Raw genomic sequence first — 14,434 nt, 5'->3', positions numbered from 1 at the left:
CGATGTTGCGACGAAAGTTCCTGATGCTGACCACCGCGCTGGCGATGGCCTGTGCCGCGAGCCAGGCGAATGCGGCCTGTAGTCCGGATTACACCGGCGTCACCCTGACGGTGGCGTCGCAGACCGGACCGTATATCGCCTCCGCGCTCAAGCTTGGCGCTGACGAATGGGCCAAGAAGACCTGCGGCAAGGTCAATGTCGTCGAGTTTCCGTGGTCCGAGCTCTATCCGAAGATCGCGACATCGCTCACGGCGTCGGACGCGACGTTCGATCTCGTCAGCTTCGCGCCGGCCTGGCTGCCCGACTTCGTTCCCTATCTCAGCGAGATGCCGAAAGAGATGCAGTCCGGCAAGGACTGGGACGACATCGAGCCGGCCTATCGCGAACGGCTGATGGTGTGGGAAGGCAAGATCTACTCGCAATCGATGGACGGCGACGTCCACACCTATACCTACCGCACCGACCTGTTCGGCGATCCCAAGGAAAAGGACGCGTTCAAGGCCAAATACGGCTACGACCTCGCGCCGCCGAAGACCTGGAAGCAGTATCTCGACATTGCGGAGTTCTTCCAGCGGCCGGACAAGGGCCTGTGGGGAACGGCGGAAGCCTTCCGCCGCGGTGGTCAGCAGTTCTGGTTCTTCTTCAGCCACGCGGCCGCCTACACCAACAATCCGAACTATCCGGGCGCGATGTTCTTCGACCCCGAGACGATGGACGCGCAGATCAACAACCCGGGCTGGGTGAAGGGGCTCGAGGAATACATCCGCGCGTCGAAGCTCGGGCCGCCCAACGCGCTGAACTTCTCGTTCGGCGAGGTGAACGCTGCCGTGGCCGGCGGCCAGGTGGCGGAATCGATCGGCTGGGGCGACACGGGTGTCATCGCGGCCGACCCGAAGCAGTCGAAGATCTCGGGCAAGGTCGGCTCGGCGATGCTGCCCGGTTCGGACGAGATCTGGAACGCCAAGACCAAGAAGTGGGACAAATTCCCGAGCGTGCTTCCGGGCCCGTTCATGGCATTCGGCGGCTGGCAGATCGCGGTGCCGAAGGCCGGCAAGAACCAGCAGGCGGCGTGGGATTTCGTCAAGACGCTGACGAGCCCCGAGGTGTCGGGCCAGGCGGCGATCACCGGAGGCAGCGGCGTCAATCCCTATCGCAAATCGCACACCGCCAACCTGCAACTGTGGAGCAAGATATTCTCGCCGGAAGAGGCCAAGGAATATCTCGGCGCGCAGTCGGACTCCATCAACGCCAAGAACGTCGCGCTCGACATGCGGCTGCCGGGCTACTTCTCCTACACCGAGGTGGTGGAGATCGAACTCGGCAAGGCGCTGGCCGGCCAGACCACGCCGCAGGCGGCGCTCGATGCGATGGCCAAGGAGTGGAACCGGCTGACCGACGAGTTCGGCCGGGCCAAGCAGCTCGCGGCCTATCGTGCGGCGATGGGCCTGCCGCCCAAGAACTAGCTTTCAACCGAGGCGTCCCGGATGATGCGCGAGCCTCATCCGGGACTTGACTTGCCGTCGAAGGGACGGAAAAGGATTCCATGGCGCACGTCGAGATCGAGAACGTCAGCAAGGCATACGGACCCTACAAGATCATCGAAGGGCTCGACCTCAAGGTGGCCGACGAGGAGTTCGTCGTGCTGGTCGGCCCGTCCGGCTGCGGCAAGACCACGACATTGCGCATGATCGCGGGACTGGAGGCCGTCACCGGAGGGACCATCCGCATCGGCAGCCGCGACGTCACGCAGTTGCGCCCGGGCCTGCGCAACTGCGCGATGGTGTTCCAGAACTACGCGCTCTATCCGCACATGACGGTCGGCGAGAACATCGGCTATGGCATGAAGGTGCGGGGCGAGTCGCGCGCCAGCATCGAGAAGGCCGTGGGTGACGTGGCGCGCGTCCTAGACCTCGAGCAGTATCTGCAACGCCGGCCCAAGCAACTTTCCGGCGGACAGCGCCAGCGCGTCGCGATCGGCCGTGCCATCGTGCGCAGCCCGGATGTGTTTCTGTTCGACGAGCCGTTGTCCAATCTCGACGCCAAGCTCCGCATCGAGATGCGGACCGAGATCAAGGCGCTGCATCGCCGGCTCGCCAAGACCATTGTCTACGTCACGCACGACCAGGTCGAAGCCATGACGATGGCCGATCGCGTCGTGGTGATGAACAAAGGCCGGATCGAGCAGGCTGCCGATCCGATCACGATCTACGAGAAGCCCTCTAACCTGTTCGTCGCGGGCTTCATGGGTGCGCCCAGCATGAATTTCATCCATGGCGAAATCGTAGCCCGCGACGGCGCGCTCACCTTCACCGAGCCGTCCGGTACGGCGTTGAGATTTCCCAAATCGCGAGAGGCAGCCTATGCGGGCAGCGTCGGCAAGCCCGTGGTGCTCGGCGTGCGGCCCGATCATGTGTTGCCGCAAGGCGCGCCGGCGGGTTCTTCGATCCGCCTGCTCGTGAAAGACGTGGAGCCGCTGGGGCCGCACACGCTCGTGATCGGGACCGTCGGCGCATTCGCGTTCACGGCGCAGATGCCGGTCGGCGTCGCCGCCGAGCCGGATCACGTCATCGACGTTGCGCTCGATCTCGAGCGAACGCATCTGTTCGACAAGACGTCAGGGGCGGCTATTTGCTGATCTGCTCTCGCAACGGCAGCAGGCTTGCCGGCACTGGAAAGAAGAGACCAGCGCTCCGGACATAACGCTCGGCCCCGAGCAGAGTACGGCTGAGATTGACCTCCGGCTGGCGAGCCAGAGCGGGCGTTCGAACGCCCTCGGAGCCGCAACGGGGGCTTTACCGGCGAATTGACCAGAACATGGGCTGAATCGGTTCCTGCCCTGCATCTGGGCGCGAATCGAGGCGGCTTCATCGGAAATCGCACGGCGAGCCGCCCATGGCGGCTTCTGACGCGATTGTTTTCCATGTTATCACCTGATCCGTCGAAACTGCCCGTGCATGACCTGCCCGAGCCCACGAGCCTGGATATTGATGATGTTGTCGCTTCCCAAGACCAAAATACGCGTGCTCCTGCTGGAGGGCGTGAATGATTCCGCGGTCCGGATGTTCGAGGCGAACGGCTATACCGAGCTGCAACGTCTGCCCAAGGCGCTGGGGCCCAAAGAGCTCAAGCAAGCGCTGTCGGGCATCCATATGCTGGGAATTCGGTCGCGGACGCAGTTGACCGCAGAAATCCTCGAGGCCGCCGACCGATTGCTCGTCGTCGGCTGCTTTTCGGTCGGCACCAATCAGGTTGATCTCGACGCCGCGCGAAAGCTCGGAATCCCCGTGTTCAACGCGCCATACTCCAACACCCGCAGCGTGGCGGAGCTGACCATCGCCGAGATCGTCATGCTGTTCCGCCGGATCTTTCCGCGTTCGGTCTCTGCGCATGCCGGCGGCTGGGACAAGTCTGCCGAAGGCAGCCGCGAGGTGCGCGGCAAGACGCTGGGCATCGTCGGCTACGGCAACATCGGCTCGCAGCTGTCGAACCTCGCCGAAGCCATGGGTATGCGCGTGATCTATTTCGATCAGACCGACAAGCTCCGCCACGGCAATACCGAGCCCGCTGAGTCGCTTGACGCGCTGCTCGCAGCAAGCGACGTCGTATCGCTGCACGTGCCGGAGACGCCGGCCACCGCCAACATGATCGGCGCAGCCCAGCTCCAGCTGATGAAGCGTGAAGCCTATCTGATCAACAATTCGCGCGGCACCGTGGTCGACCTCGATGCGCTGGCGAGCGCCCTGCGCGAGGAGCGGCTGGCGGGTGCCGCGGTCGACGTGTTTCCGATCGAGCCGGTGTCGAACGAGGCGCGTTTCGTCTCGCCGTTGCAGGGCCTGCCCAATGTGATTCTCACGCCGCATGTCGGCGGTTCGACGGAAGAAGCGCAGGATCGCATCGGCGGAGAAGTCGCGCGCAAGCTGATCGATTATTCCGATGTCGGGTCGACGTTCGGCGCGGTCAATTTTCCGCAGGTGCAATTGCCGGCGCGGCCGACCGGCACTCGCTTCATCCATGTTCACCGCAACGTTCCAGGCGTCATGCGTCAGGTCAACGACGCGGTTTCCCGGCACGGGATCAACATCCTGGCACAATATCTCCAAACCGATCCGGAAGTCGGCTATGTCGTGCTCGAAACCGACGTTGTCGGCGGTGAGGGCGAGGCACTGCTCGCCGATCTGAGAGCCATCGACGGCACCATCCGCGCGCGGGTGCTGTACGACCAGACCCGGCCGCAGGGCTGATCGACCGCGTCAATCCGCCGAGAAGCCGAACGGAACGCTCGAGGTTCTGAAATCGTCGGGAAGAATCTCCCGTCCGATCGGCGGCGCCGACCGCGCCGCGCATCTCGGGCGATGGCAGACCCGGCATGCGACGCCGATCGGGGTCGGCTCGTCCGCGTTCGGCCCCTGTCCGTCGCGCGTATAGATCAACTGGCCGGCATGCTCGGCGGCGCAGCCGATCGCGATCGCACGCTCGACGCGGATGGCGCCGAACGCGCCGCCGCCGGCGGTCACGGTGCGGGCGATCGAGAAGAACCGCTGACCGTCGGGCAATTCCAGCCATTGCGTCACGATCTGCCGCGGCGTCTTGAAGATATCGTGCACCGACCATAGCGGACAGGCGCCGCCGTGCTTGGCAAACGGGAAGCCGGCGCCGTCGAGCAGCTTGGAAATGTTGCCGGCGGGATCGACGCGGATCAGGAAGAACGGCACCTTCTCGAGCCCCGGCCGCTGCAGGGTCGTGACGCGGTGCGCGGTCTGCTCGAAGCTGGTGCCGAACTGGCGCGCCAGCGCCTCGAGATCGTAACGGCGCGTCTCGACCGCTTTAGCAAACACCGAGTACGGCATGATGAGTGCGGCCGCCGCATAGGCCGCGAGTGCGCGGCGGGCCAGCAACTCGGCGCTCTTGCTGGTAAACTTGCCGTCTTCCACCGCCGCGCTGATCTCGCCTTCCAGTTCCAGATAGGCGAGTTGCTTAGCGAGCTGGAAATTGAGGCCCGCGGTATCGAGCGAATCCTCGAGCAGCAATTGCCTGCGATGCAGGTCCAGTCGCCTGACTGAACCGAGCATGACGTTGGGCGGCAAATAGCGGACCTGGAGCTTGTGACGCTCGCGAAGCCGTTCGATGAATCCGGCCGGGCCCGCAGGTTCGTGGACCAGGCGCTCGGCGGCATCGTCGAGGTTGGCGAAGTTGTTGCGGCGCGCGGCGAGGAATCGCCTGACCTCCGCGACGGGATCGTTGGCGTCAAAATTCTCGCCCGGCAGCAAGGCAGCTCCCGCCAGATCCGGTGCGCGCCGCTCGGCAAGCGCCAGCTGCTCTTCGCGATAGGCGGTGTAAAGGCGCAGGAAGGCTTCGGTCATTCCGGGATAGCTGACCGCGAGGTCGCTGACCTCGAGCGCGGGGATGTCGATGTCGGCGAACATCGGCTCCTTCAAGATCGACTGCATGCGCGCGGTGTGATCGGCGCCGCCGTCGCCGGCGAGGTCGGCCAGATCGATCTTGTAGGTGCGGGCCAGACGAAGCAGCATGTCGGCCGTCACCGGCCGCTGATTGCGTTCCAGCAGCGCGACATAGGGGGCCGAGATTTCGAGGTCGGCGGCCATGTCGGCCTGGGTCAGCCCGAGGTCGCGCCGCAGCCGTCGCAGCCGCGGGCCCATGAAAACGGAACGGGCGCTTGAGGTTACCATTGTCTCATCCAAGACTTGTAAAATTCTTACAACAATACATCGGTATCTTGTAAGTTATGACAAGTTTTCCGCGCCAGGTCTAGCTCCCGATGACGCCGCGCGTCACAAACGGTGCAGTTATTTCGTCACCGAAGGGATCACGGACATGAACTTCCAACCGCGCGGGATCAGCGACCGGGCCATCCAGGGACCGGCTTCGTATCAGAGCGAGATTGAGGCGGCCGAAGCGCTGCTCAAGACCAAAGACACCTGGAACGGCGTCACCGCCGAGGCCGTGGCGCGCATGCGCCTGCAAAACCGCTTCAAGACCGGTCTGGATGTTGCCCGCTACACGGCTGCGCTGATGCGCGCCGACATGGCCGCCTATGATGCCGACAGCACCAAGTACACCCAGTCGCTCGGCTGCTGGCACGGCTTCATCGCCCAGCAGAAGCTGATCTCGGTCAAGAAGCACTTCGGCAATACCGACCGCCGTTACCTCTATCTCTCCGGCTGGATGATCGCTGCGCTGCGTTCCGAATTCGGCCCGCTGCCCGACCAGTCGATGCACGAGAAGACCTCGGTGCCGGCGCTGATCGAAGAGCTCTACACCTTCCTGCGCCAGGCGGATTCCCGTGAGCTCAACGACATCTTCCGCGCGCTCGATGCGGCGCGCAAGGAAGGCGACAAGGCCAAGGAAAAGGCGCTGATCGAGAAGATCGACAACTTCCAGACCCACGTCGTGCCCGTCATCGCCGACATCGATGCCGGCTTCGGCAATGCCGAGGCGACCTACCTGCTCGCCAAGAAGATGATCGAGGCGGGCGCCTGCGCGCTGCAGATCGAGAACCAGGTCTCCGACGAGAAGCAGTGCGGCCACCAGGACGGCAAGGTCACCGTGCCGCACGAGGTGTTCATCGCCAAGATTCGCGCCTGCCGCCACGCATTCCTCGAGCTCGGCGTCGAAGACGGCATCATCGTGACCCGTACCGACTCGCTCGGTGCCGGCCTGACCCAGCAGATCGCTGTGAGCCACAAGCCCGGCGACATCGGCGACCAGTACAACAGCTTCCTCGATTGCGAGGAAGTGACGGCTGCCAATGCGCGCAACGGCGACGTCATCATCAACCAGAACGGCAAGATGATGCGTCCGAAGCGGCTGCCTTCCAATCTCTACCAGTTCCGTCCCGGCACCGGCGCGGATCGTTGCGTGCTCGACTGCATCACCTCGCTGCAGAACGGCGCCGACCTGCTCTGGATCGAGACCGAGAAGCCGCATATCGAGCAGATCGCATCGATGGTCGACCGCATCCGCAAGGTCATCCCGAACGCCAAGCTTGCCTACAACAACTCGCCGTCGTTCAACTGGACCCTCAACTTCCGTTGGCAGGTCTACGACGCGATGAAGGAAGCCGGCCAGGACGTCAGCAAGTACAACCGCGCCGAGCTGATGAAGGCGGAGTACGACGACACCCCGCTGGCGAAGGAAGCCGACGAGCGGATCCGCACCTTCCAGGCGGATTCGGCCAAGCGCGCCGGCATCTTCCACCACCTGATCACGCTGCCGACCTACCACACGGCTGCGCTGTCGACCGACAATCTCGCACGCGAGTATTTCGGCGAGCAGGGTATGCTCGGTTACGTCAAGAACGTGCAGCGCGCGGAGATCCGTCAGGGCATCGCCTGCGTCAAGCATCAGAACATGGCGGGCTCCGACATCGGCGACGATCACAAGGAGTACTTCGCCGGCGAGGCTGCCCTCAAGGCGGGCGGCGCCCACAACACGATGAACCAGTTCGGCTAATTTTTCGACGGGTCATAGCGACCATCGGCTGGACAGGCGGGATTGCGAGGCAGTCCCGCCTGTTCTCTATTTGGCGGGGGCGGTTTCGACCATGCTGACGCGGTCGGGATCGACCCGTTCCGCTTGCAAACCCTCTCAAGGCCTCGAGCATGTGTGGAGGTTCACGTATTCCACGCGCGCATGATACCCTACGAACTTGAGGGAATGCCGTGCGATGGCTATCGGGCACTACGCATCTGCCGTCACCAGCTCCGCCGTGATGGAGCGGCTCAAGCCGTTCGATCCACGCGTCGTCGGAACGCTGCCGCTCGACCTGGCCGTAGCCGGCAGCGACATCGATGTCGTCTGTCATGCGTTCGATCCGGACGCGTTTGCCGAGACCGTCTGGGCCCACTATCGATCGGCCGCTGATTTCGCCCTCTACCGATGGACCTCGGAAGCGCGGCCGGTGATTGCCCGATTCGTGTGGGACGGTTGGCCGTTCGAACTGTTCGGTGACCGGCGCCCGGTCGACCGGCAGCCGGGCTGGATTCATTTCGATGTCGAACGGCGGTTGCTTGCGCTAGATGACGGACGGCTGCGGCGAGCCGTCGGCAAATTGCGGGCGGACGGCCTCAAGACCGAGCCTGCGTTCGCCGCCGTGCTCGGGATATCGGGCGATCCCTATCGTGGATTGCTCGAACTCGCGACTGAAACGGACAACGCATTGCGGGCACGGCTCGCGGCGTGCGGCCTCGGCTGATGGCGCGGTCTATTCGCCCGGAACGAGGCGGCCCATCGGCGGCCGAACGAGGCGCCGGTGCTTGCGGCGCGACAGATAGAGCAGCAGGCCGGTCACGGCGAACAATGGCATCATGGCGGCGGCCAGCATGAAGGCGAGCTTGCCGGGCCACCCCAGGATGGCGCCGCGGTGTATGTCGAGCACGCCGGCAAGGACACGCTCGCCGAACGTCTTGTCCGCGTAGCGATCCGACGAGATCACGTGCCCGGTGACGGCATCGATCCGGAATTCGTCACGCACGCTCTCGAGCGACGAATCCCGTGGCCATGACCGCACGCGCACGGCCGTGCCCGCGCCGGCCGGCAGGGTCAACAGGACCCGCCCGTAATCGTTCTTCTCTTGCTGCAGGAACGTGGTCCAGACCCGATCGAAGGCGAGCGATTTTGCCTCGGCGCTGCTGTCGGTCTTGGCCTCGCGCTTGTCCGCAGCCGCGCCGCGCGGTGGCTTGGGCTGCATCCCAGCATCCGTGGGCTGAGGCCGCGCCAGGAGCCAGTTGGCGCCGGCCTTGTACCACTCGAACGAGTACCACAGGCCGGTCAGCGTCATCACCAGATAGACCGGCAGCACCCAGGTGCCGATCACGGCGTGCAGCGAGCGGTGCAGGCCGCGCCCGCGCAGGCCGAGGTTCGGCTTCAGCCACATCTTCACGCTGCGCGCGCGATGCGGCCAGCGCAGCACGAGGCCGGTGATCAGCATCACGATCAGGCCAATCGCGGCAGTGCCGGTGATCTTGCGTCCCATGCCGTTGCCGTCGCCGGCCAACAGCAGCCAGCGATGCAGCTTGCGGACGGTCGCGAAGAAGTCCTCGCCGGACGGCGAGCCGAGCACATGTCCGTCATAGGGGTCGACATAGACCGAGGATGGCCGCGCGCCGCCTTCGCTGCGGGCGAAGCGGATGCGTGCGGCCGCTGACGGGTCGCTTGCCATCGTCACGGCGGAGGCCCTGCCGAAGTCGCCCGCCGACTGCAGCCGTGTGACCAGCTCATCCGGTGTCAGCCGCCGCCTCGCACTGGCGTCGACGCGCATGATGTGGCTGTTCAGGCTGGCCTCGATCTCGTCCTCGAAGGCCATCGTCGCGCCGGTGAGGCCGACCACCGCCCACAGCAGCGCCAGCGCGAGGCCGGCGAGGGAATGGACCTGCAGCAGCGCGGCCTTGATTGGGCGTCGGACATCACTCATCGAATCCGGCCTTTCGGATCAGGGCGATTGCGGCAGCCTGATGTGAAGCGATCTGGTCAATCGGCAGAGCATCGGCAGCGAACGATCCGATTTCCGCCACGATCGGCGCCCGCTTTGCGGTCGCCAGCACCGGGTATTCCAGCTCGGCGGCGGAGAAGATCGTCTGGGCCTCGGCTGTGACGAGGAATTCGAGGAACGCGCGCGCCGCGGCCGGATGCGGCGCGTGGCGGGCGATCGCGGCACCCGTCAGGTTGACGTGACTGCCGCCGCCCGCGAACGCCGTCGGCACCGCCTTCACGGTCTCCGCCCATCCGCGCCAGTCATTGCCTTCGCGGCCGTCGCGAAGCTGCGCGAGCGCGACCGTGTTGCCGATCCCGATGTCGCAACGTCCTTCCGCGATCTCGCGGACCACGTCGTTGTCCTTGCCGGCCGGCTTGTGGGCAAGATTGTGCTTCAGTCCGCCAAGCCAGCTCTCCGTCGCATCTGTTCCGTGATGCGCGAGGTAGGCCGCGATCAGCGCGACATTGTTCTGGTGCGCAGCCGGCCGCATGCACAGCTTGCCATGCCATTTGGGATCGGTGAGCTCTTCATAGGTGATCGCGGCGAGCGCGTCATCCTTGCGTGCGAACACCACACGCGGACGGATTGCGAGCGCGATCCACTGGCTGCCGTCGCCGCCGCGCAGGTTCGCCGGCACCGCCCGCTCGAGGGGCGGTGATGCCAGCGCCCGCGTCAGCCCGCGCGCGGCAAGCTGGGTCGTCTTGTCGAGACCGATGGTCAGCAGGACATCCGCGGCGGAATTGTCGCCCTCAGACATCAGTCGCTTGACCAGGCTGTCCTCGACGAAGACGGTCGTGACCTTGGTGCCGGTCGCTGCCGTGAACGCCGCGACGGCAGGCTCGAGCAGATTGGCTTCGCGGGTCGAGTAGAGCGTCAGCTCGTCGGCGCGGACCGCGGTGCAGGCGTACGCGAGCGCGGCCAGAGCGGCCAGCAGTCCGATCGCTGTCCGTGCCGTGGCCATGCTAGAATTTCACCGTCGCCGAGAGCGAGAAACGCCGCGCGTCGCCCATCGCCACGGCCAGATTGCTGACGGCCGAGGGATAATAGACGGTGTCGAACAGGTTCTTGACGTTGAACTGGTAGATCACCGGGAACGCCTGGACCTTGGTCTCGTAGGTGGCGAAGACATCCGCCACGGTGTAGGCCGGCAGCGCGAAGCTGTTGGCGGCATCGCCGGGCCGGTCGCCGACATAGCGCGCGCCGCCGCCGAGACGCAGCCGACCCGGCAGCGTGGTGCCGAAATCATAGACCAGATAGAGCGAGGCGGTGTTGAGCGCGACGTTCTGCAGCGCCTTGCCGACGAGCACCGGATCGTCGGTGACGCGCGCGTCGGTATAGCCGTAGCTGCCGATCATACTCCAATTGTCGGTCAGCCTGCCGGTCACGTCGAGTTCGACACCGCGGGAGCGAACCTTGCCCGCGGTGCGGTACTCGACGATGCCGGTCGCAGCGTTGAGCTGCGAAACCAGCACGTTCTTCTTGTCGATGTCGTAAAGCGCAAGCGTGCCGGAGATCCGCTTGTTGAAGTCGAACTTGACGCCGGTCTCCCACTGGGTGCCCTCTTCCGGGGCGATGTTGGAGCCGATCACGACGCCGCCGCTGAGCGGTGCAATGGTCGAGGTCGGCTTCAGCGACTGGGTGTAGCTCGCATAGAGCGAGACCTCGTCGGTGAGCTTGAGAATCGCGCCGCCGAGCGGCAGCGCCTTGTCCTGCGAGACGTTGGTGTTGGTGATGAAGGGGCGTCCCTTGCCCGCGATCTGGTCGTATTCCATGTAGCGCACGCCGCCGACCAGCGCGAAGCGCTCGGTCAGGTGCACCGTGTCCTGGAAGAACAGCGACCACTGGCCGAGCTTGTCGGTTTGGGCACTGTCGGTAGCGGACACCGTGGTGCCCGGCGTGATCAGGCCATAGGCCGGATTGTAGAAGTTGAAGCTCGGCGTCGCCTGCCGGATCAGATTGTCGCGGTAGATCGTGCGATACTGGCCGTCGCCGCCGAACAGCACCTCGTTGCGGATGCTGCCGAGCCAGACATTGCCCTGCAGATAGGAGGTGCCGTAGCTCGCATTGCTGAGCGAGCCCTGCGTGCCGTCATTGCTGCGGGTCTCGACGCCGGTCTTGGTATTGATGCCGGTGATGCGAAGCTGGTTGGCGCTGAATGTCTCGGTGTTGTAGCTGTAGGCCGCGAACAGCTTCCAGTCCTGGTTCAGGCGGTGTTCGACCGAGGCCTGCATCAGGTCGGAAGTGCCCCACACGTTGTTGAAGGGCTCGTCGAGCCGGCGCGTCGCCGGGATCGCTAGCGGCGCCTTGGTCGCGGAATCGAATGCCGTGCCGCGGTCGAACGGCGTGATGAACTCGCGGTGCTCGTAATTCAGCTGCACGGTGATGCTGTCGCCGTACCAGGCCAGCGATGGCGCCACCAGCATTTCGCGGTGACGGCCGAAATTGCGCCAATAGTCCTCGCTCACGCCATAGCCGATGAAGCGATAGGCGAGGCCGCCATTGCCGATCGGGCCGGTAATGTCGATGGTGCCGTCGGCGCCGTTTTTGTTGTTGGCGAAGGTCGAGCCGAGCAGGGTGACCGAGCCATGTTGATAGAGCTCGGGGCGCTTGCTGATGGTGTTGACGATGCCGCCGGGATCCATGATGCCGTAGAGCAGCGATGCCGGGCCTTTCAGCACCTCGACGCTCTCGACCGCCGTGTTGAGGCTGCGACCCTGCACCAGCGGCATGCCGTTGCGCATGATCGAGCCGTCGCGGTTGTCGCCGAAGCCGCGGCGCATCACCGCATCCTGGGTGCCGGCCAAAGTGTTGCCCTGGGTGACACCGCTGACATTGGCGAGCGCGTCATCGAGATTGCGCGGCAGCTGATCCTTCAGCACCTGCTCAGGCACGATGTTGACGGTTTGCGCGGTGTCGAGCGGTGAGGCGCCGCTGCGCAAGGTGGTCGAGCTCGGCATCGCGCGATAGTGCAGCTTGGCTTCGTTCAGCATGGCGGCGGCAGCGGCAGCGCGCTCCGAAGGTGTCGGTGGCGCCGGTTGCGCATTTCGACTGCGCTGCCGTGCCGCGGCGGCCGCCTGCGTTCGCTGCGCCGGCTTCGCCGCAGCGGCGGGCTTGCGCTTCTGTGTTGGTTGGTCGACCGTGACCGGCGGCAAGGGGACGCTCGATTGGGCGCTTGCCGGCGTCACCGCGGAGGAGATATCGGCGATAAGGAATGCCGCGCCGATCAGCAGGTGGGTGCGGCCCTTGTCGGCGGCATTTCGACGGTCGCCGACATTCCGGCCATCAGCATTCACAGGCACTCTTGCACTTCCGATTCACACGAACGTATTCACGTCGCGCCTCTAGCAGTCGGCGCGCGCGAAAAGAACCGGAGCAGACTTGAATCCCTCTAACCGGATTGGATTTGAATCGTTCTAAGACGCGATGGGGCTCGCGCTTGTGGGCGAGCCCCGCATCTCATGTTTGATTGTCACGTTAGAGCGTCAAATGGTCGCGCGATCCTGGCTTGAGGTCAGCGGTCGTTGCCCTGTCACGCCTCAAGCGTAGGATCGCTCTGTAAGGCGCGATGCGCCTCATGACATCGCGAGGCTTACGGGCGCCGAGCCGACCATTCCCGTGCTCACGCCGTCGCGTGCCATCGATTCAATCGTGCCCCAGTTCTCGCGGAAAATCCGCGCCGCCTCGTCGGCGCTTTCCGCCTGGATCGTCAGGCTGCACGCGCGTCTCGCGCCGTTGCTGGCGAGCTGGAAGTAAAGGACGTATCCAGGCGATTCCGCATTCCGTGCGCCCGAGACTGCCTGCTGCATGGTGGTTTTCCCCAATCGTGTTCTTGTTGCGTCGCCCGCAGACAGGATTTGACAGCGATGCGGCGCCTTCATGATTCAAATTGCGCAATCGGCACGATTGCGCATTTTGTCTGGCGGTGTTGCCGGGATTCAACAGGTGATGGAACCGATAGCTGGCAACGGCTGCAACTCAGCCGCGATCACGACATGCGCTCAACTATCACGGCGTGGCTTACGCATCCCCGTCGGGATGCACCATCAAGGTTTCCTGGATCGAGGTCGCGAGCACGGCCCCATCGCGGCCATGGACGCGCGCGATCGACAGCCCGCGGCCACCATCGGCGCAGGGGCTCTCGGTTTCGACATGCATCCAGGCGTCGGGCGAAAATGCGCGATGAAACCAGATGCAATGGTTGAGGCTCGACAGATAAAGTGGCGCGCGCTCCTGCAGGTCGCGGAGATGGCCGCTGACGCTGGAGAAGTTGAGCCACCAATCCGAGAGATAGGCGAACACCGCGGCCTGGGTGCGCGAACCGGCGGCGAGCGGTTGTCGGCATCTGATCCAGAAGCGCAGGCGTGGCTCTGCCGTCGCGGCCGACAGCTGACGTTCGATCTCGGGGATGCGGAAATCCATGCTGGGCTTGATGTGCTGCGAATACGGACCGAGCGGTCGCAACTGTGCCATCAGCCCGTCGGGGATCGTGGTCAGATCGGGCAGGCTCTCAGGATCCTCCAACGGCGCGAACGGCACCGCGTGCCGCGGACCCGGCTGCGGTGCGCAAAACGTCGCCTGCGCGCTCAGCACGGTGTGCCCGTTGCCCTGGTTGCCGACGACATGACGCGACGAGAACCGCTTGCCATCCTGCAGGACCGTCGCGTCAAATGTGATGCGCCGGGTGGGATCGGCGCCGCGCAGGAACAACAGCTGCAGCATCGCCGCCGGGCGATCTTCGGGCGCGCTGAGCGTCGCGGCCATCATGGCCTGGCCAAGGATCTGGCCGCCGTAAGAGCGCCCGTTGAGATTGCCGTCGCCGAAGCGGCTGCGATAGCGCAGCGCGGCGACGGTCTCGAGCGAGACCAGCGCCTCCGCCGCCTTGCCGTCCCAAGGATCGCACGCGGTATCGACACCCTGCGCGACGCGCGTGCCTTGCCCGTCCAT

Annotated in this window: 11 protein-coding genes; 5 read left to right on the top strand and 6 right to left on the bottom strand. The window is 64.8% G+C overall.

All coding sequences use genetic code 11. The features are described from left to right. Window positions 1–5 precede the first annotated feature (5 nt). From AKN83_RS33310 to serA, 3 genes are all read left to right on the top strand, one after another. Window positions 6–1,463: an extracellular solute-binding protein gene (locus AKN83_RS33310; RefSeq protein ID WP_430641595.1), complete on the top strand. Its 1,458-nt coding sequence runs from the start codon at window positions 6–8 to the stop codon at window positions 1,461–1,463. Between the two features lie 80 nt (window positions 1,464–1,543). After that, window positions 1,544–2,635 carry an ABC transporter ATP-binding protein gene (locus tag AKN83_RS33305; protein WP_050401553.1) on the top strand — a complete coding sequence of 364 codons (1,092 nt, stop codon included), beginning with the start codon at window positions 1,544–1,546 and terminating at the stop codon, window positions 2,633–2,635. A gap of 352 nt (window positions 2,636–2,987) precedes the next feature. Then, window positions 2,988–4,241 carry a phosphoglycerate dehydrogenase gene (serA, locus tag AKN83_RS33300; protein WP_050401552.1) on the top strand — a complete coding sequence of 418 codons (1,254 nt, stop codon included), beginning with the start codon at window positions 2,988–2,990 and terminating at the stop codon, window positions 4,239–4,241. A gap of 9 nt (window positions 4,242–4,250) precedes the next feature. On the opposite strand, the gene AKN83_RS33295 is transcribed toward serA, so the two are convergent. Beyond that, the gene (locus AKN83_RS33295; protein ID WP_050401551.1) at window positions 4,251–5,687 is read right to left on the bottom strand and encodes a helix-turn-helix domain-containing protein; all 1,437 of its coding nucleotides are present in this window, start codon (window positions 5,685–5,687) and stop codon (window positions 4,251–4,253) included. Window positions 5,688–5,832: 145 nt separating this feature from the next. Between AKN83_RS33295 and AKN83_RS33290 the strand changes: the two genes are divergently transcribed. Together AKN83_RS33290 and AKN83_RS33285 are read left to right on the top strand one after the other, a co-directional pair. Next, on the top strand, window positions 5,833–7,470 hold the full coding sequence (locus AKN83_RS33290; RefSeq protein WP_050401550.1) for an isocitrate lyase: 1,638 nt from the start codon (window positions 5,833–5,835) through the stop codon (window positions 7,468–7,470). 214 nt (window positions 7,471–7,684) lie between these two features. Then, on the top strand, window positions 7,685–8,212 hold the full coding sequence (locus AKN83_RS33285) for a DUF4269 domain-containing protein (RefSeq protein WP_050401549.1): 528 nt from the start codon (window positions 7,685–7,687) through the stop codon (window positions 8,210–8,212). A gap of 9 nt (window positions 8,213–8,221) precedes the next feature. Here AKN83_RS33285 and AKN83_RS33280 read toward each other — a convergent pair whose 3' ends face one another. The 5 genes from AKN83_RS33280 to AKN83_RS33260 form a co-directional block, all read right to left on the bottom strand. After that, window positions 8,222–9,430, bottom strand: coding sequence for a PepSY-associated TM helix domain-containing protein (locus AKN83_RS33280; RefSeq protein WP_050401548.1), 1,209 nt, complete (start codon window positions 9,428–9,430; stop codon window positions 8,222–8,224). Beyond that, entirely contained in the window at window positions 9,423–10,451 is a 1,029-nt protein-coding gene (locus AKN83_RS33275) for an extracellular solute-binding protein (protein ID WP_050401547.1), read from the bottom strand. The genes AKN83_RS33280 and AKN83_RS33275 overlap by 8 nt, the downstream gene beginning before the upstream one ends. Window position 10,452: 1 nt before the next feature. Next, the gene (locus tag AKN83_RS33270; protein WP_050401546.1) at window positions 10,453–12,783 is read right to left on the bottom strand and encodes a TonB-dependent siderophore receptor; all 2,331 of its coding nucleotides are present in this window, start codon (window positions 12,781–12,783) and stop codon (window positions 10,453–10,455) included. Between the two features lie 279 nt (window positions 12,784–13,062). Continuing rightward, a complete protein-coding gene (locus AKN83_RS40130; RefSeq protein WP_050401545.1) occupies window positions 13,063–13,296 on the bottom strand; it encodes a hypothetical protein in 234 nt (77 codons plus the stop codon). A gap of 211 nt (window positions 13,297–13,507) precedes the next feature. Next, entirely contained in the window at window positions 13,508–14,434 is a 927-nt protein-coding gene (locus tag AKN83_RS33260) for an acyl-CoA thioesterase (protein WP_050401544.1), read from the bottom strand.

Origin of the sequence: Bradyrhizobium embrapense (genome assembly GCF_001189235.2) — a bacterium.
GTDB classification, from domain to species: domain Bacteria; phylum Pseudomonadota; class Alphaproteobacteria; order Rhizobiales; family Xanthobacteraceae; genus Bradyrhizobium; species Bradyrhizobium embrapense.
Note: the sequence above shows the minus strand (reverse complement) of the source record. Positions and strands in the feature narration are given on the sequence as shown.